We start from the raw sequence: 24,065 nt of genomic DNA, 5'->3' as shown, positions 1-24,065 counted from the left end.
GTATGGAACACTATCTGAGTCTGTTGATTAAATCGATCTTCATCGAAAACCTGGCACTCTCCTTCTTCCTGGGGATGTGTACCTTCCTGGCGGTGTCCAAGAAGGTAAAGACCTCCATGGGTCTGGGTATTGCCGTTATTGTGGTGCAGACCATCGCGGTTCCTGCCAACAACCTGATCTACAACTACGTGCTTAAAGATGGCGCTCTGGTATCCGGTCTGGATCTGAGCTTCCTGAGCTTCATCACCTTCATCGGTGTGATTGCAGCACTGGTACAGATCCTGGAGATGGCGCTGGACAAGTACTTCCCGGCACTCTACAACGCGCTGGGTATCTTCCTGCCGCTCATCACCGTGAACTGCGCCATCTTCGGTGGCGTCTCTTTCATGGTGCAGCGTGACTACAACTTCATGGAGTCTGTGGTCTACGGTGTGGGTTCAGGGGCAGGCTGGATGCTGGCGATCGTTGCGCTGGCAGGTATCCGCGAGAAGATGAAGTACTCCGATGTTCCGGAAGGCCTGCGCGGTCTGGGCATCACCTTCATCACCGCCGGTCTGATGGCGCTGGGCTTCATGTCCTTCTCTGGTATCTCCCTGTAATCGGCTTTCCTGCAATCAGAAAGGAACGATAGATGGAAATTATTTTGGGTGTGGTCATGTTTACCGTGATCCTGCTGGCACTGGTGGCAGTCATTCTGTTCGCCAAGTCCAAGCTGGTGACCGCGGGCGACGTGACAATCAGCATCAATGGTGACCCGGCCAAGGCTGTGACCAGCCCGGCCGGTGGCAAGCTGCTCGGCGTGCTGGCTGGCAGCGGTATCTTCGTCTCCTCCGCCTGTGGCGGCGGTGGCTCCTGCGGCCAGTGCAAGGTACGGGTGAAATCCGGTGGCGGCGACATTCTGCCGACCGAACTGGATCACATCAGCAAGGGCGAAGCCCGTCATGGCGAGCGTCTGGCCTGTCAGGTTACCGTTCGCTCCGACATGGATATCGAACTGCCGGAAGAGATCTTCGGGGTGAAGAAGTGGGAATGTACTGTTATCTCCAACGATAACAAGGCCACCTTCATCAAGGAGCTCAAGCTGCAGATCCCCGATGGCGAGAGCGTGCCGTTCCGCGCCGGTGGTTATATCCAGATTGAAGCCCCGGCTCACCACGTGCACTACAAGAACTTCGATATTCCCGAGGAGTATCGCGGTGACTGGGATCGCTTCAAGATTTTTGAGCTGGAGTCCAAGGTCGATGAGCCGATCATCCGTGCCTACTCCATGGCCAACTATCCGGAAGAGTTCGGCATCATCATGCTGAACGTGCGTATCGCGACCCCGCCGCCCAGCAACTGGACTGCCCCTCCGGGACAGATGTCCTCCTACATCTTCAGCCTGAAGGCTGGCGACAAGGTGACTATCTCCGGTCCGTTCGGTGAGTTCTTCGCCAAAGACACCGATGCCGAAATGGTATTCATCGGTGGTGGTGCAGGTATGGCGCCGATGCGTTCCCATATCTTCGACCAGCTGCGTCGCCTGAAGTCCAAGCGCAAGATGAGCTTCTGGTACGGTGCCCGTTCCAAGCGCGAAATGTTCTATGTCGAAGACTTTGACATGCTCGCCGCCGAGAACGAGAACTTCACCTGGAACGTCGCCCTGTCTGATCCGCAACCGGAAGACAACTGGGACGGCTACACCGGCTTCATCCACAACGTGCTCTACGAGAACTATCTCAAGAACCACGAAGCACCGGAAGATTGCGAGTTCTACATGTGTGGACCTCCGGTGATGAACGCTGCCGTCATCAACATGCTCAAAGACTTGGGCGTTGAAGACGAAAACATCCTGTTGGATGACTTTGGTGGTTAATCCATGCACAGTGTTGTAAAGACCTGGCTAGCCTTCGGGCTAGCCTTTTTCTTGACTGGGTGCGGTCAGGAGACGGTCCAATCCAAACCGGAGATCCACATCACCGGCAGCACCATGGGCACTTATTACTCCATCAAGGTGGCGGACAGCGCCATCAGCGATCCGGCCAAGCTTCAAGCTGAGGTGGATGTGTTGCTGGAGCGGGTCAACGATCAGATGTCGACCTATCGCCCCGATTCCGAGCTGTCGCGCTTCAACCAGAGCCGTGACAACAAACCGGTAGTGGTCTCCCGCGATACCGCACGGGTCGTCACAGAGGCCATTCACATTGGCCGTGAGAGCCAGGGGGCGCTGGACGTCACCGTTGGCCCCTTGGTCAATCTGTGGGGCTTTGGCCCGGACAAGAAGCCGACCAAGGTCCCCTCCGACGAGCTGATCACCCAGACTCGCCAGAAGACCGGTCTGGGCAACCTGCACGTCATCACCTCGGTGGATGCCGATACCCTGCAAAAAGACATTCCGGATCTTTACGTCGATCTCTCTGCCATCGCCAAAGGCTTTGGTGTGGACAAGGTAGCCGAGTATCTGGAGTCACTGGGTGCGCGTAACTATCTGGTGGAGATTGGCGGCGAGCTGCGGATCAATGGCATCAACGGCAAGGGTCACCCCTGGCGCGTGGCCATCGAGAAGCCCACCGCAGGCACCGGCACGGTGCAAGAGGTGATCGTGCCCGGTGACAACGGGGTGGCCACCTCCGGCGATTACCGCAACTACTATGAACTGGATGGTCAGCGCTTCTCCCACACCATAGATCCGCGCAGCGGCAAGCCGATCCAGCACCGTCTGGTGTCGGTCACCGTGATCCACCCCTCCTGCATGACTGCAGACGGGTTGGCCACCGTGTTTATGGTGATGGGGACCGAGAAAAGCCTGGCCTATGCCAACGAGCGCGGCCTGGCGATCTTCGTGATCACCAAGACGGACAATGGCTTTGAAGAGGCTTACTCCGATGCCTTCAAGCCCTATCTGGTCAAGAAGTAAGAGGTAGAGATGCAGATTTTTCTGATCACCTTCGGGGTATTCATGCTGGTGATAGCCGCCATGGCTATCGGTTACATCTTCCAGAAGAAGACCATCTCCGGCTCCTGTGGCGGTCTGGGTAGTGTCGGCATCGAGAAAGAGTGCGATTGCCCGGAACCCTGTGACAACCGCAAGAAGAAGATGGCCAAGGAAGAGGCCCGTCGCAAGATGCTGGAAGAGAACCGCATCATCTGATGACTCTGGTTTTTCGGTAAACAAAAGCGCGCCATCGGCGCGCTTTTTACTGGTCGTTATCTTGCGTTAACGGTCAGGGCTGACGTTCGATATAGAGGATCACCTCGCCAAGATGGATACCGAACTTGCTGATCTCGGCACGATTGATCAGACGCTCTTCGTCCAGCAGGTACATCCAGTCATCGAAGCTCACCCGCACTACCTCGCCATCCGGCAGCGCCAGATCAAGCTGATAACGCCAGTTGAGGGCGAACCCTTCGCTTTTACCCACCGCCTCTCCCACCACATCGGAAGCAGTACCTCGCCAATGACCATCATCGCCCTTGCTCAGATACCAGGTACGGGTCTGCTGGCGGCCATCATCAAAGTAGAACTGCTCGAACAGCTCGCCCTTGCCGTCCTTCCAACGACCCACCATCTCGACCCGAAAGCGACTGGTCACTTCGCCGCTGCGGTCGGTCACCAGGCCGTGAGCCACCAGTTTGCCGTTGAAGAAACGGGCGAGATCCCAATTTGGCCCCTGCCCCCGATAGTCATCGAGACTGGCACCACAGCCACTCAGCAGCAAAAAGGGGAGCAACAGCAACCAGCGGTATGCACGATAGAAAGACATCAGAGACTCCATGTTCAGGGTTGGCCACGCAGGCGGCGGGTAAGAGCGGGATCGCGGCTGTTGTCAGCCAGCCAGATGGCGAGAAAAGCGGCCGAGAATTGCGGATCGGCCAGAGTCCCGAGGGGTTTTTCCTGCCACCAGAAGTGGCCTGCCCCGCCCTTATCGACATAGAAGGTGAGCTTGTCACCTGCCTGCACATCGGGCCAGAGTGCAGCGAGCTGGCCGAGCCAGCGCTGACGCTCGGCGTCGGAACCAAGACCGAGCCGCTGCCACTCGGCGGCAGTAGCGCTCAGCAGGTCTTCCCGCTCGATGGATCTGGCATAGGTGAGGGTCAGGGCCTGCGGATAGTGACCGGGCTGATAGCGCCCGCTCGCACTGTAGAGGGTGGCATCGTAGAGCTTGAACCAGAGCCAGTTCATCTCCCCCTGCCCGACCGGGCGCAGCTGCTGCCAGGGGGCGGCAGAAGCCTGCACCGCTGTTGCAGCCAAGAGCGTAAACGCCAGCAGCAGCGGGTTAATTCCACCCCATATGCCAGTGGTTGGGGTCTTCCAGTTCATGCCAGTCCATCTCCTGTTCCTGCAGGGTATTGATATCCTGCATCACCACCTGCACCAGTTGCCCCTGCGCATCCCGCTGACAGGCAACCACCAGATAGAAGCGATCAGTCAGCTCATGCTGGCTCTCTTTGGTCCATTTGGAAAAAAGCAACGAGTCGGTCGAAAAGGTGTTTGTCATGACTCACCCTCCAGCTTGACCATTACCCACAGGAGTACGGGTAACCACCACATCCAGATCACAGCCAGCAGCGCCGTGCTGATCCAGATGCCCCAGGGTAAGTTTACTGCCCCCATGGCAGCCCCCGCCACATAGGAGGAGGCACCGCCAAATACGCCAAACAGCGCCTGCTGCCAGCGAGGCAAGCGCAGCAGCCAGCGCATACCGTGGGCCAGCGTCAGGGCAAAACCGAGCCAGAGCAGCACCAACCAGAGGGGAAAACCGGACGGGAACCGGAACAGGCCGAGCTGCCAGAGCAGGACATCCAGCAGACAGCCAGCAACCGCGATGGGGATCAGCCGCCAGTCACGCAGGCGGCTGGGTGAGAAGAGAAAGTGCAGCAGCAACATGGCCAGCAGCGGGCCCGGCTGCTGCCACTTCACCGCCAGCAACCAGTAGAGGTTAAACCCCAGCAGGTGAGCCCACTGCCACATGGTCAGTGACCGCTTACTGGCACATCACCCGACCAGCCAGCAGGCCCCGGCTTGGCGGCCTCCAGCTGTACCAGACTGATGGTGCGCTCCCAGAATCCCCCCTCGCAATAGACAAAGTAGAAGTGCCACAACCGGATGAAATCCTGGCTGTAACCGAGCTTGGGCAGCTCGGGCGCCAGCGCCAGAAAGCGCTCGCACCAGTGAGCCAGGGTGCGCGCATAGTGATGACCATGATCGTGCAACCGCACCAGCTGCATGTCGGTCTCCCGCGCCAGCAGCCCCGCCATCTGGGAGACGCTCGGCAGGCAGCCACCGGGGAAGATGTAGCGCTGGATGAAATCGACTCCGCGCAGATACTGGGCGTGGCGCTGATCGGCGATGGTGATGGCCTGAATCAGCAGGCGGCCACCGGGCTTGAGCAGCCGCGACAACTGGCGGAAATAGTCGGGCAGGAAGGCGTGACCCACCGCCTCGATCATCTCGATGGAGACCAGCTTGTCATAGGTCCCCTCCAGCTTGCGGTAATCCTCCAGCAGCAAGGTGATGCGATCCCCCAGCCCCTCCCGCGCAATCCACTCCTTGGCATAGTCGTGCTGGGCCCGGGAGATGGTGGTGGTGGTCACCCGGCAGCCATAGTGGCGGGCGGCATAGACAGCGAGGCCGCCCCAGCCGGTGCCGATCTCCAGCAGATGATCGTCAGGCCCCAGCTCCAGCCGCTCGCAGATGGTGCGCAACTTGGCCTGCTGCCCCTCTTCCAGAGTGGCGTCGGCGCTCGGATAGATGGCGCTCGAGTACTGCATATGGCTGTCGAGAAACCCCTGATAGAGGGTATTGCCGAGATCGTAGTGGGCGGCAATGTTGGAGCGTGAACCGGTCAGAGTATTGCGATTGAGCCAGTGGCGCACCTTGTTGAACGGGAAACTGAGCCAGCCGAGGCGCCGCTCGAGGGAGTCGAGCAGGGTCAGGTTGCGGGCCAGCAGCCGCACCAGCGCCACCGGATCCGGGCTGGTCCAGAGCCCCTCCACCCAGGTTTCTCCGGCGGCAATGCTGCCCCCCAGCAACAGGCGACGATAGAAGGCCGGATCCTGCACCACCAGTTCGGCATGCAGATCGGTGCCCGCGACGCCAAAGCTGTGGCGCTCACCGCCATCCCGTAGCAGCAGCTGGCCATGTTCAAGGCGCCCCAGCAGATTGAGCAGCAGTTGTCTTGCCCCCTTGTCGATGAAAGAGGCAGAGAGGGTTGATTGAGCAAGTTCCATTAGCGGCTCTCCGGATGGGTAAAAATCGGGGTTCGTTTGATAAATAGACGCAGGGCCTGCCAGTAGATCCCGAGCAGCACCTTCATGGTCATCCAGGGCCAGCGGGCCAGCAGGGTCACCAGCCCCTTGCGCGACAAGGGTTCGCGAGTGAGCGCCAGGGTTGCGTCAAACAGCTTGGCTTCACCGGATACGGGATGACTCTCGATATGGATCAGAGTCTCCTGCGCGGGCGGCCTGATCCGCCAGTGATAACGCATCGCCAGCCCCATAAAGGGGGAGACGTGAAAATCCTTGTCATGGGGCGCCAGCGCCGCCAGATCGAGCAGGTAGTAGTGACGCTCGTTCCAGGGGGTGTTCGACACCTCTGCCAGCAGATAGCGCGCCTCGCCCTGCCGGTAGCAGAAGTAGAAGTTGACCGGGCTGAAGTAGAAGCCCAGACAGCGCACATTGCCGAGCAGCAGTACCCGCCCATCGGGCTCGGCATCGCCACCCAGCTCGCTCACCTTCTGCCACACCGCCTGCTTGAGGCTTCCCTCACTCCCCTTGAGATAGTCATGGCGGTGAAACGAGAGCAGCCCCGAGCGCTCCACACCGAACCAGCGCCCCTGATCGAGCTGCGGCAGTTCGTCGAGATCCAGTCCCAGCATAAAGAGGTTGTAGGAGAAGGCGTGAGCCCGCGGTGCAAAACGGCGGTGGCGCACCGAGCCCTGCCAGATGGCGCTGGTGACGCCAGCCAGTTCGTCGGCACGCTCATGTTCGGTGGCCACGGTGGCGCCGTTCATAGCTCGGCTCCGAAGCGCCTGGCGACATCCAGCGCGCTGCGCACCCCATCCTCATGGAAGCCGTTGTACCAGTAGGCACCACAGAAGTGGGTGTGCTGCTGGCCGCAGATCTCCGCTCGCCGCTGCTGGGCGGCAATAGAGGCCTGATTGAACACTGGATGGTGGTAGACGAAGCGGCGCAGTACCTTGCTCTCATCCACCTTGCCCTTGGGGTTGAGGCTGACGCAGAAGGGCTCCGGCGAGTTCACCCCCTGCAGGATGTTCATGTTGTAGCTCACCAGCGGCCGCGCCTCGTCGTTGCCATCGAGCTGATAGTTCCAGCTAGCCCATGCCTTGCGGCGGGTGGGCAGGCAGCGAGCATCGGTATGGAGCCAGACATCGTTGGCCTGATAGGGCATGTCGCCGAGGATGGCCTGCTCCCGCTCGCCGGGATCCGCCAGCAGCGCCAGCGCCTGATCGCTGTGGCAGGCGAAGATCACCTCATCAAACCGCTCCTCGCCGTAACCGCTCTGGATCACCACGCCATCCGCGTCCCGCCGCACGCTCTGCACCGGACAGGCGAGGCGGATCTGCGACTGCCAACCCGCGGTAAGGGGGCCGATATATTCCCGCGAGCCACCCGGGATCACGTACCACTGGGGGCGATTGGCCACATCCAGCAGGCCGTGGTTGGCAAAAAAGCGCAGGAAGAAGCCAAGGGGGAAGGCGCGCATATCGGCCAGGGTCGATGACCAGATTGCCGCCCCCATCGGCAAGATGTAGTGGCGGGCGAAGTAGTCGCTAAACTCCCCCGCCAGCAAAAAATCCCCCAGCGTCAGCTCGGGGCCAGCCCCCTGATGTTGACCATCTGCCAGCCAGGCCCGTGCCTCTCGGTTGAACCGCAAAATCTCGGCGACAAAGCCGTAGAAGCGCGGACTCAGCAGATTGCTGCGCTGGGCAAACAGGGTATCGAGGTTGTGGCCGTTATACTCCAGCCCCTCCGGGCTCTTCACCGAAAAGCTCATCTCGGCCGGTTGCCGTGCCATGCCGATCCGCGCCAGCAACTTCAAGAAGTTGGGATAGGTGCGATCATTGAAGACGATAAAGCCGGTGTCGATGGCATAGCTGCGGCCAGCCTGATTCACATCGACGGTCGCAGTATGGCCGCCCAGGGTCGGCGCCGCCTCGAACAGGGTGATGTCATGGAGTTTGTGGAGCAGAAAACCGGCGGTAAGCCCCGAGATCCCTGAACCGACGATGGCGATCTTTTTCTTCATGAATGGCTTCCTTTCGATACGAGTGCGCGGCCAAGGCGCAGCCAGAGCCCCACCGGCAGCGCACCAAGCAGGCGCAGCAACCAGATGAAACGGCGGGGAAAGTGGATCTGGTGACGACCAGCGGTCAGCCCGTCCATGATGGCGCGGGAGGCCTGCTCCACCGTCACCAGACAGGGCATGGGAAAATCATTTTTGGCGGTGAGCGGCGTCTGGACAAAGCCGGGGCGGATCAGGGTTACTCCGATCCCTTTGCTGGCCAAATCGAGGCGCAAGGTATCCGCCAGATAGTCGAGGGCCGCCTTGGAGGCGCCATAGGCCTCGGCTCGCGGCAGCGGCAGCCAGCTCACCGACGAGCTGACGATGGCCAGCCGTGACCCAGCCCCGAGCAACGGCAAGAAGGCGGCCAAAGCATGGCCGGTGGCGGTCAGATTGGTGTCGATGACACGGGCAAACAGCTCGCTGTCAAACCCCTCCGCCACATCCATGTACTCGCAGTTGCCTGCGTTGAGGATCAGCAGATCGAGAGATGGCAGCGTAGCAGCCACCCCGCTCATTGCGGCCAGATCCCGGGCATCGAACTGCAGCGGCGTGACGCCGTGCAGCCCCAGCGCCTGCAGCCGTTCACCATCGCGGCCACAGCCCCACACCAGCCAGCCTGCCCGCCGGTAATCCAGCGCCAACTGGCGACCGATGCCGGAAGTCGCGCCTGTAATAAGCACCCGGCCGCTCATGCGCCAAGCCTCATCTTGATGGTGCGCACCACGGGCCCGAGCAGCGGCAACTGCTCGTAGAGCATGGCGCCCAGGTCAAAATAGTCCCTGTGCTGGCACACCTTGCCCGCCTCATCGAATTCGAGGCGGGTGGCCCCCTCCACCGTCACCGGCTCACCACCACGCAATCTGGGGTGAGAAAAGGTCATGGTCCAGCCGAGCCAGGCCTGCTGCCCTTGTTGCTGCTGACTGGTGATGACGAAACGGCAGTAGGCGAGGCGCTGATAGAGGGCGGCAAAATAGTCGCCAAGGGCCACCAGCCCCTCAATGCGGTGAGCCGGGTCGATAAAGACCACCTGTTCGGCATAGACCTCGGGCAAGCGGTGCAACTGCTGTTTGTCCAGTTGCTGATAGAGGCCAATAAAGCGGGCCAGCGGCTCGTTCATCCTATTTCTCCAGAGAGCGAAACATCTCGATGGCTCTCACCCGGGCAACGGCGTGATCCACCATGGGTGCCGGATAATCCTGTCGCCCCTTGAGCCGCAGCCAGTCGTGGGGCTGATGCACATAAGCGGCGGGAATATCGGCAAGTTCAGTTACCCAGGTACGGATAAACTCCCCTTGTGGATCAAATCGTTGCCCCTGAGTGGTGGGGTTGAACACCCGAAAATAGGGCGCCGCATCGGCGCCGGTGCCCGCTGCCCACTGCCAGCCGCCATTGTTGGCCGCCAGATCCCCATCGATCAGCCGACTCATGAAGTAATCCTCCCCGAGCCGCCAGTGGATATGGAGATCCTTGGTGAGAAAGCTGGCCACTATCATTCGCAGCCGGTTGTGCATCCAACCGGTGGCGTTGAGGCAGCGCATCGCTGCATCGACGATGGGGTAGCCGGTACGGCCCCCGCACCAGGCAGCGAAGGCATCCGGGTCCCAGCTCCACGGCAAGGCTGCCGTCTCGGGTTTGAAGGGACGATTCATGGAGAGGGTCGGGATTAGCACCAGCAGGTGGCGATAGAACTCACGCCAAATGAGCTCATTGAGCCAGACAAAGCCGGGCTGGGCCTTGGACTGGGGCCGATAGCCAAGCCGCTGCTGAAGCGCCGCCACACACTGACGAGGACTGATGATGCCCGCCGCCAGATAGGGGGAAAGCACAGAGGTGCCCGCGATGGCAGGAAAATCCCGGGTCTCGCCATAGTCGAGCACCGCCTGCTCCAGAAAAATGTTCAAACGACGCAGAGCTTCCACCTCGCCCACAGGCCAGCGGGGGTCTGCCGTCAGTTCGCCAAGGGCGGCATCGACGAAGTCCCGCTCGGCCAGCGGCTGCCACGGCAGCGGCTCACCACGAGCAGTGGGCGCGCGATGAATGACAAACCCCTCCTCGTCGAGGGCCTTGAGCCAGGCACGGCTAAAAGGAGTGAAGACCTTGAACATCTCACCCGAGCCGGTCAGCACCCGCCCCGGCGGCAATACGCAACAGCCGTTGAGCCAGTGACAACTCACCGCCTGTTCTGCCAGCGCGGCGCTGACAGCGTGGTCGCGACGCTGCTCGTCGATCTCGATAGCCTGATTGGCATAGAGCTGGGTCACCCCCTGCTCGCGGCATAGGTCTGCCAACGCAGCGGGCGCCTCGGCAAAAGTCTCCACTCGCAGCAGATGGAGCGGGATGCCGAGGGCCGCCAGCTCGCGGCCCAGCACATCGACCTGCGCTAACATAAAGCGCTGACGAATCGGGGCCATTTTGTGCTGCCGCCACTGGGTGGGAGAGATGATAAAGAGCGCGGCCACCGGCTCATCACCGGCGCAGGCATGCCGTAGCGCCGGGTTGTCGGCAAGGCGCAGATCGTTGCGCAACCAGACCAGCTTCATGATTTTTTCCTCCCGCGTCCGCTGGCACCAGCCGCAGCAGGTGCGTCCACCATCAGCTCGGCAAGGCTCGCCTGCCAGCCGTGGGTTTTAAGCCACTCATCGTCGTAGAGGCGCCCCAACTCGCCAAACAGACGCGTACCGACGGGCCATCCGGCGGCCAGCTCCTGTTTGCCAAGACCAGCTCCCAGCAGCACCAGCCAGGGGGTAACGGCACGTCCTTCCAGCAGGCTGACATGGCGAGGTTCGACAGCCCCCAGCAGTTGCACCTCATAGCCCTGACCGATCAGCTCGTAGGCGGCCCAGACCAGATCGAGGGGGCCCACCTGTCCCCAGCTCGCCAGCGTGATCGGCACGCCCTTCTCCTGCTCGATCAGGTGGCGGGCGAAGCGGGTATGCAGCCAGCCCAGCCACACCTGTTGCAACAACTCGCCATCGGGCCGCTCGCGCCACAGCCCCAACAGCCGCTCCACCAGCGGTTGCAGTACCCGGCTGCGCACCAGCTCGAACGGGTAACTCGCCAGCAGGTCGTTAAGCTCGGACTCCGCCTTGCGCTGGTTGAAGGCAAGCAGCGCCTGACTGAACTGCTCCAGAGTTTGCTGCCAGTGATCGCTCACCGGCGCGGAATGGGGTTCGCTCAAGAGCCCCTTCACCTGCCCGATACTCACTCCCCGCTCCAGCCAGCTCAGGATCTCGCCGATTTGGCGGATATCCTGCTCGCTGTAGAGGCGGTGGCCCTTTTCGGTGCGGGCCGGCTGTACCAAACCGTAGCGGCGCTGCCAGGCGCGCAGGGTCACGGCGTTAACGCCGGTGAGACGGGAGACCTCGCGAATGGGGTAGATCCCCTCATCAGCCAGAGGAGCAACTTCTTGCGGTAAATCAGACATGACAACGTCCATCAAACAGAGGGGTAAGGCTCCCCGGCGCAAACCATGCGCCGGGGCAACAGCACGGATTCAGAGCCCGTAACGCAACTTGAGCGTATCGGGGTGCGGATTGAGATAAACCTGCTCGGCGAGATAGGGATTGGGGTACTCGCGCAGGTAGTGACGGATCAGGGTGAGCGGCACCAGCAAGGGGAAGATGCCGGTGCGGTACTTGTCGATGGTATCGGCAAGCTCCTGCTTCTGGGCCGGGGTCAGCACCCGCTTGAAGTAGCCCTGCAGGTGCATCAGCACATTGGTGTGGCTGCGACGGTTGGCCCGCAGGGTCAGCGCGGTCATCAATCCCTTGATGTAGTTGTCGGCCACCTCCTGCAAATTGGTGGACTTGCCCAGATTGCCGAGCAGCTTGCCGAGGATGCGGTAGTGGGTGGTGGCATGGGAGAGCACCAGATACTTGTAACGGGAGTGGAAGCGGATTAGCGCAGAGGCGGTAATGCCGCGGGCGCAGAGCTGCTGCCAGTCGTGGTAAGCGAAGACCCGCAGCACGAAGTTCTCGCGCAGGATGGGGTCGCACAGGCGGCCATCCTCTTCCACCGGCAACAGGGGATTGGCCTCCATCAACGCCTTGGCAAACAAGCCAATCCCCTCCTTGGCACTCCCCTCGTTGTTGGCGCCATAGACCTTGACCCGCTCCATGCCACAGCTGGGTGATTTGGCACAGAGGATATAACCGGAGATAAAGTCGAGCTGGCGCGCTTTCTGCTCGCTAAAGGCAATCAGCTTTTCGGTGACATCGAAGCTACCGTTGCTCGCCTCGGCGCGGATCTCGCCGTTGCGCTTGACCAGCCGGATGGCGGCGCGAGGCGCCCCTAAACCAATGGCCATCTCGGGACAGACGGGGTGGTAGTCAAAGTGAGCGCCAAGATCCCGTTCGCAGAAGCTGGAGCGCTTGTGGCCCCCATCGAAACGCACCTCTTGTCCCAGCAGGCAGGCACTGATACCGACTTTAATCTTGTACATGATGACGCTCCTTGTATAAGCATTGATTCAGTTATAGCAGTTATACAAAAAAATGAAAGTTGTATAACTATTTGCGACTGATACGACACAAGGAGAAAAAAGGGATCACCGGAAAAAGAAAAAACCCATGGCGAACGCCATGGGTAAAAATCAAGACACTACGGACTACGGGAAGGAAAATTAGAAGCTGTACTTCACACCCAGGCTGGAGATGGAACCTTTTTGCAGATCCCAGTTGCGATAGGTGTAATCGGCAGTCAGCGCCCAGTTCTGGTTGAGCTTGTAGGCACCGCCCACCTTGAAGTCGTGCATATCGTCGGTCATGTTGGCGTAGCGGTAGGCAGTGGAGAGCTCGACATTGCCGATGTCGTAGCGCAGACCCACTTCACCGTACATGCTGCCGCTATCTTTGCGAGCAACAGCATCCCACCCTTTGTTAGCGATATCGCTGGCAAGTTCACGCTCCAGCATGTAGCCGGTCACACCGGTTTCACCGTAGAGGTTCAGACCCGTGCTCAGCGGAGTAAAGACACCGACACCGATGCTGGAGATCGACATACTGTCGTTGCCGTTGCTGCGAGAGGTGTATTCAGTGCTGCCGCGACCATAGAAATTGGAACCGAAGCTCTTGGAGAGATCCAGGCTCAGACCGCCAAAATCACGGGTTCCTTTACTGTCATTGCTGAAGGTACCGCTGAGATAGTCGGATTTGGTGTGCGCCCAGGTGGCGGAACCCTTGGCGTAGCTGAAGGCATCCTGCGCCATGACGGAAGTAGAGGCAAACCCGGCCAGAACCAGAAGAGAGACAGTTGTTTTTTTCATGATGATAACTCCATGTGATTGGGCCCGTTGCTAGCGAGCTGGTATGGAGTCATTGTGCGATCAGGTTCCCGGCTTGCCGAGCTGCAAGCTGTTGCAGAACCATGTCAGATGTAAGCAGATATTGCAGGGGGTGTCAGCGGTAACAAGTTGCTGGCCCAAGCGGTTTGCATGGGCCGGAACAACGCCAAATCAGCGGAAGACCACCTCGTCAATTTCGACCCGCACCAGCGGCTGACCAGTCAATCCGGCAGGACGGGGGATCTCGAGGGCCAGCGACGGACGGGCTTGCCCCTTGCGCAGATAAGTCTCCGGCAGACGATTCTCGGCAACCCAGAAGCGGGCCTCTTGACGGCTCAACTGCACCCCGTCAGCACTGAACAGGGTCACCATGCCACGCACCCCGACTACATTGCGGGTGCCGGTATTGCTCACCATAAAGGTCAGCACCAGCGGGTCAGATCCCTCGATCTTGTCCAGCTTGACCACCACACCGTCACGCGCCATCTGGGCAAGCAGTTCCGGATTGGCCTTGGCCTGATCGGTCAGCACCGGAGCAGCGACGGCCACCACGGCCCCAGCCTTCCCATCAGCAGCCACGCCCTGTACGGACTCGGCCGGTTTGACCACCAGATACTCCCAGGTGAAGTCGTCGTTGAGCTGAACCTGCCGACCATCGGGCAGCGTCACCTGAGAAAGAGGGGCAGCCTGCGCCAGTACGGGGGAGAGGCACAGGGCAATCAGCAGACGGGAGAAGGGTTTCATAGGGCGAAGCTCGGTAACGGGTGAAAGGGCGACAGTATAAACAGTCCCGTCGCCCCTTGCCTATGACAGCACTCACGTTCTGGTACCCGCATCGCTTGCCCGCAGGCTAGATGGCGACATCGTGTCGCTCTTTTTGTGCCATATCCAGGGTTACCAGATCGAACTTGCTCCCCTTGAGGGCAGACAAAATATCCGATTGCATATCAAAGGCCTGCGCACGCTGATGTTCGGGCAGACGCACCCGGGCCAGGGTGGTGGAGCAGTCGCACAGGGTATGGAAAAAGACCTGTGCCTCGTCCAGCCCCATGTCGGCCAGCATCTGCTCTGCCTGATCCACCATTCGCAGATAACGCTGCTCAAGCTGCCGTGGATTGATGAAGCGATTGCTGAGGCAACCGTTGCTCCCCTTGCCCCAACGACCGAGCTGACGCTTGTTGAAGCCGTAACGATAATCGCGGCGCATCAATCCGTTTTCGGCAAAAAACCAGATTGAGTTGGCAGGCAGAGACCCGAACTGGGCAAGATAATCATCACGCTCCTCCACCGCTGCCGGAACCAGCAACGGCAGATGAGTCCACTCCGGACGAGTCTGCACATACTCACCAATGCGGCGAACCGGGTCGATCAGCCCTTCAATATTTGGCAGGCGATCGCAAAAGACGATCTCGTCACTCTTGATGACCCAGTGATCGATGCCATAACGCTGGCAATAACGGCGGGCTCGGGCCACTTCGCTGCGACTGCGAGTCGGATTATCGAGGGTAATTGCGTGGATTTTCACACCGGCAGCGCGGCACAGCTCGATGCTGTAGCAGGATTCCAACCGTCCCGAAAAAGAGACAACCAGCTCGTCAAAACTTGCCAGTCGCTCAATCAGCAGCTGTTCCCTGGCTTGAAAAGAGTGATCATATCCCTGATTCAGTACAACTACATTGGCACCCATTAAACAGCTCCGGATGATGAACAGGTGCAGTATTGTGCGGCAAACAAACTGAATAGACCCTTAAAGAGTCTGGTTAAAATTAAAACTTGATGATTATTTCCTGTGATTCTGCTGCTAAATCTTCATTTTGGGCGTCATAAATTCGTAATCTTGCTTGGTGAACCCGATGGGCTCGCAAGAAACCCTGCGCCTGATCCAGCGAGGTGAAAGTCAGGCGCCCTCCCTCGCTGTCGGTCAGGCAGAGGCACTCCCCTTCTGCCTCAACACAAAGCTGATAACCGCTGCCATCCTTGCAGGCGATGATCAGGGTCGCCTCGGGATAATGACTGAGCCAATTGCGAAACCGGCCATGCTCCATAGTGCTCCTAGAGGGGCATCACCCCCTGCCGGTGGCGGGCAAACAGCCCAGCTCACCCAGTTGCTGGCGGCAACTCGCCGCGTCGGTAAAGACGATTCCCCTGATACCGAGGGCCTCGGCGGCCGCAATGTTGGCGGGACTGTCATCGATGAAGAGACACTCTGCCGGTTTCAGATCGAACGACACCAGCAGATAGCGATAGATATCCGGCTCCGGCTTCATCATCCGCACCCACGCCGACACCACCTTGCCGCTAAAGAAGCGCCAGAAATCCTGATGCTGCTCCAGCCAGTCGATGCTGGCATGACCCATGTTGGAGAGGGCATACAGGGTGTGCCCCGCCCCGTGCAGCTCGGCTATCAGGGTTAGCATAGCGGGATCTGGCAGCAGGGAAGCGGGAACTGCCTGTAAAATGGCCAGATTTTCCGCCGTCGAGAGGCCAGTGCGCGCTTGCGCTTCCCGGGCCATGGTGTGGAGCGACATGGTGCCTCTGTCCACCTCCAGCCAGTCCGGGTGGTTAAAGAGCTGCTCGGCCAACTGTTCGGCCCCTTGCGGGCCACGCACGGAACGTACGATGCCTACCGGATCCCAGCTCACCACCACCCGCCCCAGATCGAAAATAATCGCCATCGTCTTTACCTCCCCCACTGGGTTTCAGTCATCAAAACAGAGTCAATAGAACATCATTCATACGCCATTTTCTTAACCGGATACCCTGCCCCCATCCCCGCCCGCGGGCAAGTTTTACTTGCATCAGACCGGCAAATCCCTTAATGGTTATGACGTTACTTCAAGGACACACCTATGCACGCACCATTCTTCTTTGCTTTCTCGTTTATCCGGCCCGCTTGAGGGAAGGCCTGTCGTCGTGTGAACAGAAAGCAAAGACGAATCAAGCCTCCCCTAGCGGAGGCTTTTTTTTGCATTAATATCAATCGATTACTTGGATAGGGAACAATCATGGCAACGCTCGACGAGATCAGACAAGACATCACCCGGTTGGATCAGGAGCTGCTTGCCCTGCTGGCGAAACGCAAGACCCTCAGCATCGAGGTCGCCCGTGCCAAGCAAGCCAACCCGCGCCCCATCCGTGACCACCAGCGGGAGCAGGAGCTGCTGGTCGCCCTGATCCAGAAAGGGCGCGTGCTGGGGCTAGATGCCCAGTACATCACTCGCATCTATCACACCATCATCGAAGACTCTGTGCTCTCCCAGCAGGCCTATCTGCAGAGCCTGCTCAACCCGGAGCAGCAGGAGCCGATGACCAGCGTCGCCTATCTTGGGCCGCGCGGTTCCTATTCAAGCCTCGCCGCACGCAAATATCTGGCGCGCTACAAGGATCAGGTGATCGAGGTGAACTGCCAGAACTTCCGCGAAGTACTGGATGCGGTGGAGTCGGGTCGCGCCGCCTTTGGCGTGCTGCCCATCGAGAACACCAGCTCGGGCTCCATCAACGAAGTCTATGATGTGATGCAGCACACCAGCCTCTCCATCGTCGGCGAGCTCACCTACCCCATTGAGCACTGCATCCTCACTGCCGTACCGACCGAGCTTGGCCGCATCAAGACCTTCTATGCCCACCCGCAGGTGTTTCAGCAGTGCTCCCACTATCTGAGCAAGCTGGAAGGAGCCCGTCACGAGATCTGCGACTCCTCCTCCAGTGCCATGATGAAGGTGAAAGAACTGGCCAGCCCGGAGGCCGCCGCCATCGGCAGCGCCGCCGGTGGTGAACTGTATGGCTTGGACGTGCTGGCCGAGCAGCTCGCCAACCAGAAAGAGAACTACAGCCGCTTCATCGTGGTGGCGCGCAAGCCCATCGACGTGGCGCCGCAGATCCCGGCCAAGACCACCCTCATCATGTCCACCTCCCAGAAGCCGGGTTCGCTGGTCGAGGCGCTGCTGGTACTGCGCAGCCACGAGATCAACATGACCAAGCTGGAATCCCGTCCGGTGCAGGGCAACCCGTGGGAAGAGATGTTCTATCTGGATGTCTCCGCCAACCTGCAGACCTCGGCGATGCAGGCCGCACTGGTGGAGCTGACCAAGATCACCCGCTATATCAAGGTGCTTGGCTGCTACCCGAGCGAGGATGTGAAACCCACCGCAGTGCCGCCGGTGCTGATGGGGAGCTAACCAGCCCACAACGACAAAAGGCGAGCACCCTGCTCGCCTTTTGTTTTGATGCCTGTTTTCAGGTCAGGCAATCAACTCAGAACTGACCCGCCATCAACTGATTGATGTTGTAGAGAGCACGGGTATCGAGCTCCATCTCGGTGGCATAGGTATTGCCGCGCGGATAAGAGGCAACCACCCGGGCACCACGCACCACACCAGCGACCGACACATCCAGCGAGTTGGAGGTCTGGGTCAAGTCGCGGTAGCTGCTCTGACCGCGCACCTGCTGACCATTGAGCTGCTCTGCCAGCTCGCGATAAGCATCCATCTTGGAAGCGCGAATGGCTTGCAGCATCTTCTCCGACTGGGAGGGGCCAGGCTGGATGTCGATCACCGCATAGCCCACCGCCTTGAGCACCGGAAAATCATCGGGCTTGCCACCCTGGGTGTAATCCACCACCCGGTTGTAGCTGCAACCGGTGAGCAAGAGTGCCAACAGGCAACCAAACAGGATCTTCATGACTCGCTCCTCACGGGGTCAGGTTGACCAGATGACCGCCCGGCCGGGCCTGACTGTCACGCATCAGATAACCGCGATTGATCGATGCCCGACCAAACGAATTGTTGGCACCGAACAGATATTTTTGCGGGATCAGGCTCTGGGCAGTGGTCTCCACCATCTTGGTGCGCATGTCGATAACGCGGGCGTTGACCAGGATCCCCTTGTTATTGCGGCTGAAGGTGCCGACCAGAATGCGGGAGATCGGCAAACGGGAAGAGAGCTCCTTGTAGTTGCGGCTCAGCACGAAGTCCCCCTGCGGCGTCACCTTGATGCTACCGGTCAGCTTGAAGTCCACCACCACCTCGCCGCGGCGGTTGAGCTCGTAGATAAAGCTCTCCTCAATCTGCTGCCCCATCCAGTTGGTATCCTGCAGGGTGTCGAGATCAACGAAAGAGGCCACCGCGATGGGCTCGGTCAGGGTGGTCAGCGATTTGCGCTCCATCAGCTGATCGGTCATGCGCGCCACCAGCCAGTTGAGCTCCATCCCCTGCGCCGCCTGGCGGGGGTCACCCTGATCCCGATTGATAGGGTCGGAGCCGCACCCGGTCAATGCCAGGGCAAGCGCCAACGCCGTGATGAGTTTGTTCATGGATACCTTTCCTGTATCTGCACCTGACTTATTATCGGACGCGCCGGACAAAGCTTGAGCCGGGAATGAGGCATGATTCTTGCTTTTTAATGGTCATCGTCAGCGCCAACGTGCGCTGCCACTTGGAACGTGTTGTGATCCATGTCGGCCAGCAGGCGCCATTTCCTCAAAATGGCTCGGCTGCCCGCCAACTCAAGGTATCTGCTATGAAATTACCGCTGCTGTTGACCCTGCTGCTGGCCAGCCTGAGCGCCCGCGCCGAGCTTATCGAAGCGCAGGGCAGCGCCGCCATTCTGGGGGGCGATGAGGTCTATGCCCGCGAGCAGGCGACCCGCGACGCCCTGCGTCAGGCGCTGCTGGCCAGCGGCGCGGCCGTTTCCAGCGTCCAGCGTCTGGAAAATGGCAGCCTGCGATCCGAGCAGATCCAGATCCGCTCCGGCGGCGACATTCGCCAGTACCGGCTCAAGCGGGAAGAGGTGCGCAACGGCCGCATGTATATCACCTTAGTGGCCGACATTCAGGCCGAGCGCCAGATCTGCCAGACCCAGCACTTCGCCAAGGATTTGACACTGGTCAGGCTGCGGATGCGCTATCCGGACCAAGCCAGCTACGGCGCCATGGACGACATGCCGGAAAACCTCTCGCGCCGGCTATTCGAAACTCTCGCCAATGCGCCGCAAGGGGTCGCGGTGCGCCAGTGGCTGGATGAAAACCTGCGCATCGATCCGCTCCATCTGCAACAGGGGGATCGCAGTGCTCTGGAAGAGATCAAGGCGCTCAGCCTGCGTACCGACAGCCAATATCTGGTGCTTGGCAGCATCGACGATCTCTCCATAGAGCCGCAGGGCAACCAGCTGACCAGCTGGTATGAGGATCCGGTGCGCAACTTTCGCATGCAGCTCTACCTGTTCGATGGCATCAACGGCAGTCTGGTCAACCGCAAGGTCTACGAAGGACGTGCCACCTGGACCTTTGGCAAGCGGGAACAGGTGGGCAGCAGCAGCGGCCAGTTCTGGCAATCGAGCTATGGCCAGGAGGTCAACTACCAGTTGCAGCAGGCCGCTCAGGATCTGGTGGCCCAGCTTACCTGCGCCCCGGTCACCGCCCGGGTGGTAGGCCAGAACGAACGTGGCCCCTACATCAATCTGGGGCGGCGCAACGGCGTCAAACTCGGCGATCAGTTCCGCATCCAGCACAACGCCGACTTCATCGACCCCTACGGCAAATCGCGCATGATGCGCAACCCGGCCGACGGACTCTTCGAAGTGGTGCAGGTGTTCGACGATGGCGCCATCATCAGCAGCCAGAACAAATATTCGCCGTTTAACATCCAGAATGGGGATTTGGCAGTATTGGAATAAGAATCAAGGGTTTAAAAGGGAGTTGCTTCTTGTATAATGCCCGCCACACAGCTCCCGTAGCTCAGCAGGATAGAGCGGTCCCCTCCTAAGGGACAGGCCACTGGTTCGACTCCAGTCGGGAGCGCCATATAAAACAAGGGGTTGGCATCGCCATGATGCCAACCCCTTGGTCGTTTTTGGCCCCGTACCCCTCTCCGTACCCCTCCAATGCAGTTCATTGCACAACACCATCATGCTGTAACGCCACTCTTAAAAAATGAGAATTGAATGGTAAATACATCCTATTCAATAAACTTTCAAACCTATATCACCCCCATGAGTTAGCAGGCTGAATGTCTGCATTTCACTATTCCTGGAGGAGATATGGCTCACCTGATTGACACCATGGCCTACACCGGCCAAACCCCTTGGCATGGCCTTGGCAATGTCTTACCCCCGCAACAATCTCTCGATATCTGGCTGCAGGCAGCCGGGATGGATTGGACCATCGAGCAGAGCGACGTGATGTTTAACGTCGCCTCCGATGCACTACATATCCGCCCCTACAGCGACAGCAAGGTACTTTATCGCTCCGATACCCTTGCCCCCCTGTCGGTGGTCTCTCAGCGTTACAACGTGGTACTGCCTCAAGAGGTACTGCACTTCTATCAAGACCTAGTGGAAGCCGGTGGCTTTAAGCTAGAAACAGCAGGCTCGCTCAAAGGTGGCCGCAAGCTGTGGGCACTGGCTAAGACCGGCCAGGATCTCAAACTCAAAGGCAATGACTTGGTAAAGTCCTATCTACTGCTGGCAACCAGCTGCGACGGCACGCTCTGCACCACGGCACAGTTCACCTCGCTGCGAGTGGTCTGCAACAACACCCTGCAGATGGCACTGCGTGGCGCTACCGGAGCCATCAAGGTGCCCCACTCCACTCAGTTCGATGCCGCTGCCGTCAAAGAGTCGCTTGGGCTCGGGCTGTCTCATTGGGATGAGTTCAAGACGCAGACCAAGGCGTTGGCACAACGGCCCGTAGCCCCTGAAGAGGCACTGCGCTTTTTCAGCGACCTGTTGGCGCAACCGCTGGATGAGGAGAGCATCATTCTCACCAAGCCGGTACAACGGCTGCATGAGCTCTATCAGGGCGCGGGTATGGGCTCAGAGCTTGCCAGTTCCCGTCATACCGCCTGGGGGCTGGTCAATGCGGTCACCGAATACGTGGATCACCACCGGCGTGCCCGCAGCCAAGATCACCGGCTTGATTCCGCCTGGTTTGGTCAGGGCGCCCAACTCAAATCCCAAGCCCTGAATCAGGCACTCACTCTGCTGCAGTAACTCCTCTTCCCTATTCAAACTGCATAACGACCTCACCCGGACTGGCGCAAGCCAAACCGGGCGTCGCCATTTATGCCGTCAACAAGGACTAGTCATGAAAGCAAAAGCAAAATATGGCCAAGCCCTACGGCTGGCCTCCACTACCCAATTAACCCGCGAGCAGTGGCTCGCTATCCGCAAACTTGGCATTGGCTCCTCCGATGCCGCAGTGGCAGTGGGACTATCCCCCTACAAATGCCCGCTCAGCCTGTGGCTGGAGAAGACCGGCCGCAAGGAGCCAGAGGATATCTCCCATAAGGAAGCTGTGCTGTGGGGCATCGAGCTCGAACCTGTGCTGGCGCAGGTCTACGCCAAACGCACCGGCTTTCGTGTACGCCGAGTCAATGCAGTACTGCAACATCCCGAGCAACCCTTCATGCTCGCCAACCTCGACCGGGAGGTAGTCGGCCATCCCGATGGGCCGGGCATTCTGGAGATCAAGACCGCCAGCTATCACAGCGCCCCCCAGTGGGAGGAAGGGGTGCCGGTGGCTTACCAGTGTCAGGTACTCCATCAACTGGCCGTCACCGGCCATGCCTGGGCCGAAGTGGCTGTGCTGATCGGTGGCCAGGATTTTCGGATTTACCGCATCGAGCGTGATGAGGAGAAGATCCAAGATCTCACCGAGCGGGAAGCGCAGTTCTGGCAGATGGTGCAACAAGATCAGCAGCCAGAGCCTGACGGCTCGAGTGATGCTGCCAATGCTCTGAGCTGGCTGTTTCCACGTGATGATGGCCAGACGCTGGATCTCTCCGATTCCCCCGAGTTCAACCAGCTGTTTGGCGAACTGCTGCGCTTGCGACAGCAGAAGGAAGCCGTCGAGCTGCAGGAGTCACAAATCAAACAGCGGCTGCAAGCGACCTTGGGTGAAGCGACAGCCGGGCTGTTTGCCGATGGCAAGATCACCTGGAAGCGCAGCAAAGACCGGCTGGCGCCGGATCTGGATAAGCTCGGTCAGGATCATCCCGACCTGCTCACCCGTTACGTCAAACCGGTGCCCGGCGTGCGCCGTTTCACCATTCAACCCTTGAGGCAAACACCATGATCAAAGGACTGGCGATCACCCCGCCCGTGATCGGGCGGATCTGCATCGGCAAGCTGGTGCAAAAACAGGATAAATGGGTACCGGAGAAGGACGACAGCTTCACCCTCACCACCCAGATACAGCAAAAGGGGGAATGGTTGCTCCATCCCCTGCATCAACACTACTCATCGCAGAAAAGTGGCCAAGGGCAGGAGCAAACCAAGATCCGCGCCATTCCGGTGCGAGTGTTATTCAACGACAGCGACCTGAATCTGCGGGCGGAATACAGCGCGTTTGACCGGCAAACCGGCAGGCCGCTCTGTGTCGGGAATGGGGAGGTGGCAAGACGCGTGGGGGCACAAGGCATGGAGGAGGTCTGCTGCCCTGGACCCGAGCGCTGCGCCTTTGGCGGGCAACAGGGCTGCAAGCTGTACGGACGACTGAACCTGTTTGTGGAGGGGCAAGGGGATGAGCTGGGCAGTTTTATCTTCCGCACCACCGGCTACAACTCGGTACGCACCCTGGCGGCTCGACTGAAGTACCTGGAGGCAGTGAGCGGGGGCCATACCCGCTATCTGCCGCTCACCCTGCGGTTGCGAGCCAAGAGCACCACCCAGTCGTACCGCACACCGGTCTACTACGTGGATTTGACCTTGCGGGAAGAAACCAACCTGACTGAGGCAGTCAGGCAAGCACAAGAGGCCGCCCGGCGTGATCAAGAGGCGGGGCTCGCCATCGACCAGATGGAGCATGCCGCGCGTGAATTGCTGCGTAACGGCCAGTTTGAAGATATCGATGAAGAGGTGCCGATGCTGTTGGAGGAGTTCTATCCCGAAGCAAACAGCGACGAGACGGCGAATGATAACGCTGGTGTGGAAGCGACAACCTCGCATGCCGCACCACAGAGCCAAGCAACCAGAACGACACAGAGGCCACAACCAAGAAGGAGTCCACTCACCAACAAATTGGGGAAAGGGAGCCCATCCCCTTCCCCCGGTTAACTGCTGATGTCCTCTGGAATGGGCAAGCGGTTCTACTGAATCATGAGGCCCTCCCTATAGGGCCCATTTCACGACCTCCAGTCCGATTGCATTCGCAAATCGATATCCACGGCAATCACAGAACGGCTCATTACTGGATCCAACTGCTAGCGCCGGGTCAATAGCTCAGGCCCTAGTGACATGCACGAATACGCACTAAAAAGGCACTGTTTTCAAGTCAATAGGGTTGGTTTCAGGCTTTTGACTTGTGCCGTCATTGTACCCTGCCCTATTGACCAGGAGGAGACCATGGCACTGGTGGGTTATGCACGCGTGAGTACCGTCGGGCAGAGCCTGGACACCCAGCTTCAGGCACTGGCTGAGTGCAGCACGATTTTTCAGGAGAAAGTCAGTGGGGCAAGGGACGACCGCCCCCAATTGGCTCAGTTACTCAACTTTGTGCGTGAG

29 protein-coding genes, 1 tRNA gene and 1 other annotated feature are annotated in these 24,065 nt (G+C 59.5%); of the genes, 11 read left to right on the top strand and 19 right to left on the bottom strand.

The genetic code is table 11. From position 1 onward, the window contains the following. The first annotated feature begins 2 nt into the window (after nucleotides 1-2). From nqrE to nqrM, 4 genes are read left to right on the top strand one after another with little or no spacing between them, the layout of a single operon-like run. Nucleotides 3-599 (top strand): NADH:ubiquinone reductase (Na(+)-transporting) subunit E, encoded by a 597-nt coding sequence (gene nqrE, locus ACB040_RS11795; protein ID WP_005338645.1) that lies wholly within the window; start codon nucleotides 3-5, stop codon nucleotides 597-599. A gap of 32 nt (nucleotides 600-631) precedes the next feature. After that, nucleotides 632-1,855 carry an NADH:ubiquinone reductase (Na(+)-transporting) subunit F gene (nqrF, locus tag ACB040_RS11790; protein ID WP_005338656.1) on the top strand — a complete coding sequence of 408 codons (1,224 nt, stop codon included), beginning with the start codon at nucleotides 632-634 and terminating at the stop codon, nucleotides 1,853-1,855. 3 nt (nucleotides 1,856-1,858) lie between these two features. Beyond that, on the top strand, nucleotides 1,859-2,896 hold the full coding sequence (locus ACB040_RS11785; RefSeq protein WP_371154882.1) for an FAD:protein FMN transferase: 1,038 nt from the start codon (nucleotides 1,859-1,861) through the stop codon (nucleotides 2,894-2,896). Between the two features lie 9 nt (nucleotides 2,897-2,905). Then, nucleotides 2,906-3,130 (top strand): (Na+)-NQR maturation NqrM, encoded by a 225-nt coding sequence (nqrM, locus tag ACB040_RS11780; protein ID WP_005338668.1) that lies wholly within the window; start codon nucleotides 2,906-2,908, stop codon nucleotides 3,128-3,130. Between the two features lie 73 nt (nucleotides 3,131-3,203). Here nqrM and ACB040_RS11775 read toward each other — a convergent pair whose 3' ends face one another. The 17 genes from ACB040_RS11775 to ACB040_RS11695 form a co-directional block, all read right to left on the bottom strand. Then, nucleotides 3,204-3,743: a DUF3833 domain-containing protein gene (locus ACB040_RS11775; RefSeq protein WP_371154879.1), complete on the bottom strand. Its 540-nt coding sequence runs from the start codon at nucleotides 3,741-3,743 to the stop codon at nucleotides 3,204-3,206. Nucleotides 3,744-3,757: 14 nt separating this feature from the next. Next, complete coding sequence (locus ACB040_RS11770; protein ID WP_201904755.1) at nucleotides 3,758-4,300, bottom strand: chalcone isomerase family protein; 543 nt, start codon at nucleotides 4,298-4,300, stop codon at nucleotides 3,758-3,760. After that, on the bottom strand, nucleotides 4,257-4,478 hold the full coding sequence (locus ACB040_RS11765) for a TIGR02450 family Trp-rich protein (protein WP_005338671.1): 222 nt from the start codon (nucleotides 4,476-4,478) through the stop codon (nucleotides 4,257-4,259). The genes ACB040_RS11770 and ACB040_RS11765 overlap by 44 nt, the downstream gene beginning before the upstream one ends. Beyond that, a complete protein-coding gene (locus ACB040_RS11760) occupies nucleotides 4,475-4,951 on the bottom strand; it encodes a DUF2878 domain-containing protein (protein WP_371154876.1) in 477 nt (158 codons plus the stop codon). The genes ACB040_RS11765 and ACB040_RS11760 overlap by 4 nt, the downstream gene beginning before the upstream one ends. A gap of 2 nt (nucleotides 4,952-4,953) precedes the next feature. Beyond that, nucleotides 4,954-6,210, bottom strand: coding sequence for a class I SAM-dependent methyltransferase (locus tag ACB040_RS11755; RefSeq protein ID WP_371154874.1), 1,257 nt, complete (start codon nucleotides 6,208-6,210; stop codon nucleotides 4,954-4,956). Next, entirely contained in the window at nucleotides 6,210-6,992 is a 783-nt protein-coding gene (locus tag ACB040_RS11750) for a DUF1365 domain-containing protein (protein ID WP_371154872.1), read from the bottom strand. The genes ACB040_RS11755 and ACB040_RS11750 overlap by 1 nt, the downstream gene beginning before the upstream one ends. Then, nucleotides 6,989-8,248 (bottom strand): NAD(P)/FAD-dependent oxidoreductase, encoded by a 1,260-nt coding sequence (locus ACB040_RS11745; protein WP_139460083.1) that lies wholly within the window; start codon nucleotides 8,246-8,248, stop codon nucleotides 6,989-6,991. Before ACB040_RS11745 ends, ACB040_RS11750 begins: the two co-directional genes overlap by 4 nt. Next, nucleotides 8,245-8,979, bottom strand: a complete 735-nt coding sequence (locus ACB040_RS11740; protein ID WP_371154869.1) for an SDR family NAD(P)-dependent oxidoreductase — start codon at nucleotides 8,977-8,979, stop codon at nucleotides 8,245-8,247. Before ACB040_RS11740 ends, ACB040_RS11745 begins: the two co-directional genes overlap by 4 nt. Beyond that, complete coding sequence (locus ACB040_RS11735) at nucleotides 8,976-9,404, bottom strand: nuclear transport factor 2 family protein (RefSeq protein WP_139460085.1); 429 nt, start codon at nucleotides 9,402-9,404, stop codon at nucleotides 8,976-8,978. The genes ACB040_RS11740 and ACB040_RS11735 overlap by 4 nt, the downstream gene beginning before the upstream one ends. Nucleotide 9,405: 1 nt before the next feature. Further along, nucleotides 9,406-10,827 (bottom strand): deoxyribodipyrimidine photo-lyase, encoded by a 1,422-nt coding sequence (gene phrB, locus ACB040_RS11730; RefSeq protein ID WP_371154867.1) that lies wholly within the window; start codon nucleotides 10,825-10,827, stop codon nucleotides 9,406-9,408. Continuing rightward, nucleotides 10,824-11,711, bottom strand: a complete 888-nt coding sequence (locus ACB040_RS11725) for a MerR family transcriptional regulator (RefSeq protein ID WP_371154865.1) — start codon at nucleotides 11,709-11,711, stop codon at nucleotides 10,824-10,826. Before ACB040_RS11725 ends, phrB begins: the two co-directional genes overlap by 4 nt. Before the next feature lie 69 nt (nucleotides 11,712-11,780). Further along, nucleotides 11,781-12,728 (bottom strand): DUF523 and DUF1722 domain-containing protein, encoded by a 948-nt coding sequence (locus ACB040_RS11720; RefSeq protein WP_005338692.1) that lies wholly within the window; start codon nucleotides 12,726-12,728, stop codon nucleotides 11,781-11,783. Nucleotides 12,729-12,908: 180 nt separating this feature from the next. Next, nucleotides 12,909-13,550 (bottom strand): autotransporter, encoded by a 642-nt coding sequence (locus tag ACB040_RS11715; protein ID WP_371154862.1) that lies wholly within the window; start codon nucleotides 13,548-13,550, stop codon nucleotides 12,909-12,911. 189 nt (nucleotides 13,551-13,739) lie between these two features. Next, complete coding sequence (locus tag ACB040_RS11710; protein ID WP_058057847.1) at nucleotides 13,740-14,312, bottom strand: DUF3157 family protein; 573 nt, start codon at nucleotides 14,310-14,312, stop codon at nucleotides 13,740-13,742. Nucleotides 14,313-14,418: 106 nt separating this feature from the next. Beyond that, the gene (locus tag ACB040_RS11705; protein WP_371154860.1) at nucleotides 14,419-15,255 is read right to left on the bottom strand and encodes a hypothetical protein; all 837 of its coding nucleotides are present in this window, start codon (nucleotides 15,253-15,255) and stop codon (nucleotides 14,419-14,421) included. Nucleotides 15,256-15,334: 79 nt separating this feature from the next. Next, nucleotides 15,335-15,613: a DUF6482 family protein gene (locus tag ACB040_RS11700; protein ID WP_005338699.1), complete on the bottom strand. Its 279-nt coding sequence runs from the start codon at nucleotides 15,611-15,613 to the stop codon at nucleotides 15,335-15,337. An 18-nt stretch (nucleotides 15,614-15,631) separates the two neighbouring features. Then, complete coding sequence (locus tag ACB040_RS11695; RefSeq protein WP_371154858.1) at nucleotides 15,632-16,243, bottom strand: HAD family hydrolase; 612 nt, start codon at nucleotides 16,241-16,243, stop codon at nucleotides 15,632-15,634. 170 nt (nucleotides 16,244-16,413) lie between these two features. Then, nucleotides 16,414-16,535, top strand: a sequence feature (Phe leader region). A gap of 38 nt (nucleotides 16,536-16,573) precedes the next feature. On the opposite strand from ACB040_RS11695, the gene pheA reads away from it, so the two are divergent. Continuing rightward, complete coding sequence (gene pheA, locus ACB040_RS11690; RefSeq protein ID WP_236381281.1) at nucleotides 16,574-17,746, top strand: prephenate dehydratase; 1,173 nt, start codon at nucleotides 16,574-16,576, stop codon at nucleotides 17,744-17,746. Nucleotides 17,747-17,822: 76 nt separating this feature from the next. On the opposite strand, the gene ACB040_RS11685 is transcribed toward pheA, so the two are convergent. Together ACB040_RS11685 and ACB040_RS11680 are read right to left on the bottom strand one after the other, a co-directional pair. Further along, nucleotides 17,823-18,248: an LPP20 family lipoprotein gene (locus ACB040_RS11685; RefSeq protein ID WP_005349622.1), complete on the bottom strand. Its 426-nt coding sequence runs from the start codon at nucleotides 18,246-18,248 to the stop codon at nucleotides 17,823-17,825. Nucleotides 18,249-18,258: 10 nt separating this feature from the next. Then, nucleotides 18,259-18,879: a FlgO family outer membrane protein gene (locus tag ACB040_RS11680; protein ID WP_139741875.1), complete on the bottom strand. Its 621-nt coding sequence runs from the start codon at nucleotides 18,877-18,879 to the stop codon at nucleotides 18,259-18,261. Between the two features lie 206 nt (nucleotides 18,880-19,085). Between ACB040_RS11680 and ACB040_RS11675 the strand changes: the two genes are divergently transcribed. The 6 genes from ACB040_RS11675 to ACB040_RS11650 all read left to right on the top strand — a co-directional run. After that, entirely contained in the window at nucleotides 19,086-20,240 is a 1,155-nt protein-coding gene (locus ACB040_RS11675; RefSeq protein WP_019446850.1) for a flagellar assembly protein FlgT, read from the top strand. A gap of 50 nt (nucleotides 20,241-20,290) precedes the next feature. Beyond that, nucleotides 20,291-20,367 (top strand) — tRNA-Arg (locus ACB040_RS11670). Between the two features lie 236 nt (nucleotides 20,368-20,603). Then, a complete protein-coding gene (locus tag ACB040_RS11665) occupies nucleotides 20,604-21,554 on the top strand; it encodes a DUF932 domain-containing protein (RefSeq protein ID WP_371154854.1) in 951 nt (316 codons plus the stop codon). A gap of 94 nt (nucleotides 21,555-21,648) precedes the next feature. Further along, on the top strand, nucleotides 21,649-22,638 hold the full coding sequence (locus ACB040_RS11660) for a lambda-exonuclease family protein (protein WP_338773991.1): 990 nt from the start codon (nucleotides 21,649-21,651) through the stop codon (nucleotides 22,636-22,638). Next, complete coding sequence (locus tag ACB040_RS11655; protein ID WP_338773990.1) at nucleotides 22,635-23,618, top strand: hypothetical protein; 984 nt, start codon at nucleotides 22,635-22,637, stop codon at nucleotides 23,616-23,618. Before ACB040_RS11660 ends, ACB040_RS11655 begins: the two co-directional genes overlap by 4 nt. Nucleotides 23,619-23,906: 288 nt before the next feature. Beyond that, nucleotides 23,907-24,065, top strand: a 159-nt coding sequence (locus ACB040_RS11650) for a recombinase family protein (RefSeq protein ID WP_371154943.1), incomplete at its 3' end; no start/stop codon positions are given.

The sequence above is a fragment of the Aeromonas sp. S11(2024) genome, assembly GCF_041402345.1.
Lineage (GTDB): Bacteria > Pseudomonadota > Gammaproteobacteria > Enterobacterales > Aeromonadaceae > Aeromonas > Aeromonas veronii.
Note: the sequence above shows the minus strand (reverse complement) of the source record. Positions and strands in the feature narration are given on the sequence as shown.

What these genes read in the sequence shown, in the direction of transcription:
- nqrE (WP_005338645.1), top strand. Translation starts at nt 3, where the DNA reads ATGGAACACTATCTGAGTCTGTTGATTAAATCGATCTTCATCGAAAAC.
- nqrF (WP_005338656.1), top strand. Translation starts at nt 632, where the DNA reads ATGGAAATTATTTTGGGTGTGGTCATGTTTACCGTGATCCTGCTGGCA.
- ACB040_RS11785 (WP_371154882.1), top strand. Translation starts at nt 1,859, where the DNA reads ATGCACAGTGTTGTAAAGACCTGGCTAGCCTTCGGGCTAGCCTTTTTC.
- nqrM (WP_005338668.1), top strand. Translation starts at nt 2,906, where the DNA reads ATGCAGATTTTTCTGATCACCTTCGGGGTATTCATGCTGGTGATAGCC.
- ACB040_RS11775 (WP_371154879.1), bottom strand. Translation starts at nt 3,743, where the DNA reads ATGTCTTTCTATCGTGCATACCGCTGGTTGCTGTTGCTCCCCTTTTTG.
- ACB040_RS11770 (WP_201904755.1), bottom strand. Translation starts at nt 4,300, where the DNA reads ATGAACTGGAAGACCCCAACCACTGGCATATGGGGTGGAATTAACCCG.
- ACB040_RS11765 (WP_005338671.1), bottom strand. Translation starts at nt 4,478, where the DNA reads ATGACAAACACCTTTTCGACCGACTCGTTGCTTTTTTCCAAATGGACC.
- ACB040_RS11760 (WP_371154876.1), bottom strand. Translation starts at nt 4,951, where the DNA reads ATGTGGCAGTGGGCTCACCTGCTGGGGTTTAACCTCTACTGGTTGCTG.
- ACB040_RS11755 (WP_371154874.1), bottom strand. Translation starts at nt 6,210, where the DNA reads ATGGAACTTGCTCAATCAACCCTCTCTGCCTCTTTCATCGACAAGGGG.
- ACB040_RS11750 (WP_371154872.1), bottom strand. Translation starts at nt 6,992, where the DNA reads ATGAACGGCGCCACCGTGGCCACCGAACATGAGCGTGCCGACGAACTG.
- ACB040_RS11745 (WP_139460083.1), bottom strand. Translation starts at nt 8,248, where the DNA reads ATGAAGAAAAAGATCGCCATCGTCGGTTCAGGGATCTCGGGGCTTACC.
- ACB040_RS11740 (WP_371154869.1), bottom strand. Translation starts at nt 8,979, where the DNA reads ATGAGCGGCCGGGTGCTTATTACAGGCGCGACTTCCGGCATCGGTCGC.
- ACB040_RS11735 (WP_139460085.1), bottom strand. Translation starts at nt 9,404, where the DNA reads ATGAACGAGCCGCTGGCCCGCTTTATTGGCCTCTATCAGCAACTGGAC.
- phrB (WP_371154867.1), bottom strand. Translation starts at nt 10,827, where the DNA reads ATGAAGCTGGTCTGGTTGCGCAACGATCTGCGCCTTGCCGACAACCCG.
- ACB040_RS11725 (WP_371154865.1), bottom strand. Translation starts at nt 11,711, where the DNA reads ATGTCTGATTTACCGCAAGAAGTTGCTCCTCTGGCTGATGAGGGGATC.
- ACB040_RS11720 (WP_005338692.1), bottom strand. Translation starts at nt 12,728, where the DNA reads ATGTACAAGATTAAAGTCGGTATCAGTGCCTGCCTGCTGGGACAAGAG.
- ACB040_RS11715 (WP_371154862.1), bottom strand. Translation starts at nt 13,550, where the DNA reads ATGAAAAAAACAACTGTCTCTCTTCTGGTTCTGGCCGGGTTTGCCTCT.
- ACB040_RS11710 (WP_058057847.1), bottom strand. Translation starts at nt 14,312, where the DNA reads ATGAAACCCTTCTCCCGTCTGCTGATTGCCCTGTGCCTCTCCCCCGTA.
- ACB040_RS11705 (WP_371154860.1), bottom strand. Translation starts at nt 15,255, where the DNA reads ATGGGTGCCAATGTAGTTGTACTGAATCAGGGATATGATCACTCTTTT.
- ACB040_RS11700 (WP_005338699.1), bottom strand. Translation starts at nt 15,613, where the DNA reads ATGGAGCATGGCCGGTTTCGCAATTGGCTCAGTCATTATCCCGAGGCG.
- ACB040_RS11695 (WP_371154858.1), bottom strand. Translation starts at nt 16,243, where the DNA reads ATGGCGATTATTTTCGATCTGGGGCGGGTGGTGGTGAGCTGGGATCCG.
- pheA (WP_236381281.1), top strand. Translation starts at nt 16,574, where the DNA reads ATGGCAACGCTCGACGAGATCAGACAAGACATCACCCGGTTGGATCAG.
- ACB040_RS11685 (WP_005349622.1), bottom strand. Translation starts at nt 18,248, where the DNA reads ATGAAGATCCTGTTTGGTTGCCTGTTGGCACTCTTGCTCACCGGTTGC.
- ACB040_RS11680 (WP_139741875.1), bottom strand. Translation starts at nt 18,879, where the DNA reads ATGAACAAACTCATCACGGCGTTGGCGCTTGCCCTGGCATTGACCGGG.
- ACB040_RS11675 (WP_019446850.1), top strand. Translation starts at nt 19,086, where the DNA reads ATGAAATTACCGCTGCTGTTGACCCTGCTGCTGGCCAGCCTGAGCGCC.
- ACB040_RS11665 (WP_371154854.1), top strand. Translation starts at nt 20,604, where the DNA reads ATGGCTCACCTGATTGACACCATGGCCTACACCGGCCAAACCCCTTGG.
- ACB040_RS11660 (WP_338773991.1), top strand. Translation starts at nt 21,649, where the DNA reads ATGAAAGCAAAAGCAAAATATGGCCAAGCCCTACGGCTGGCCTCCACT.
- ACB040_RS11655 (WP_338773990.1), top strand. Translation starts at nt 22,635, where the DNA reads ATGATCAAAGGACTGGCGATCACCCCGCCCGTGATCGGGCGGATCTGC.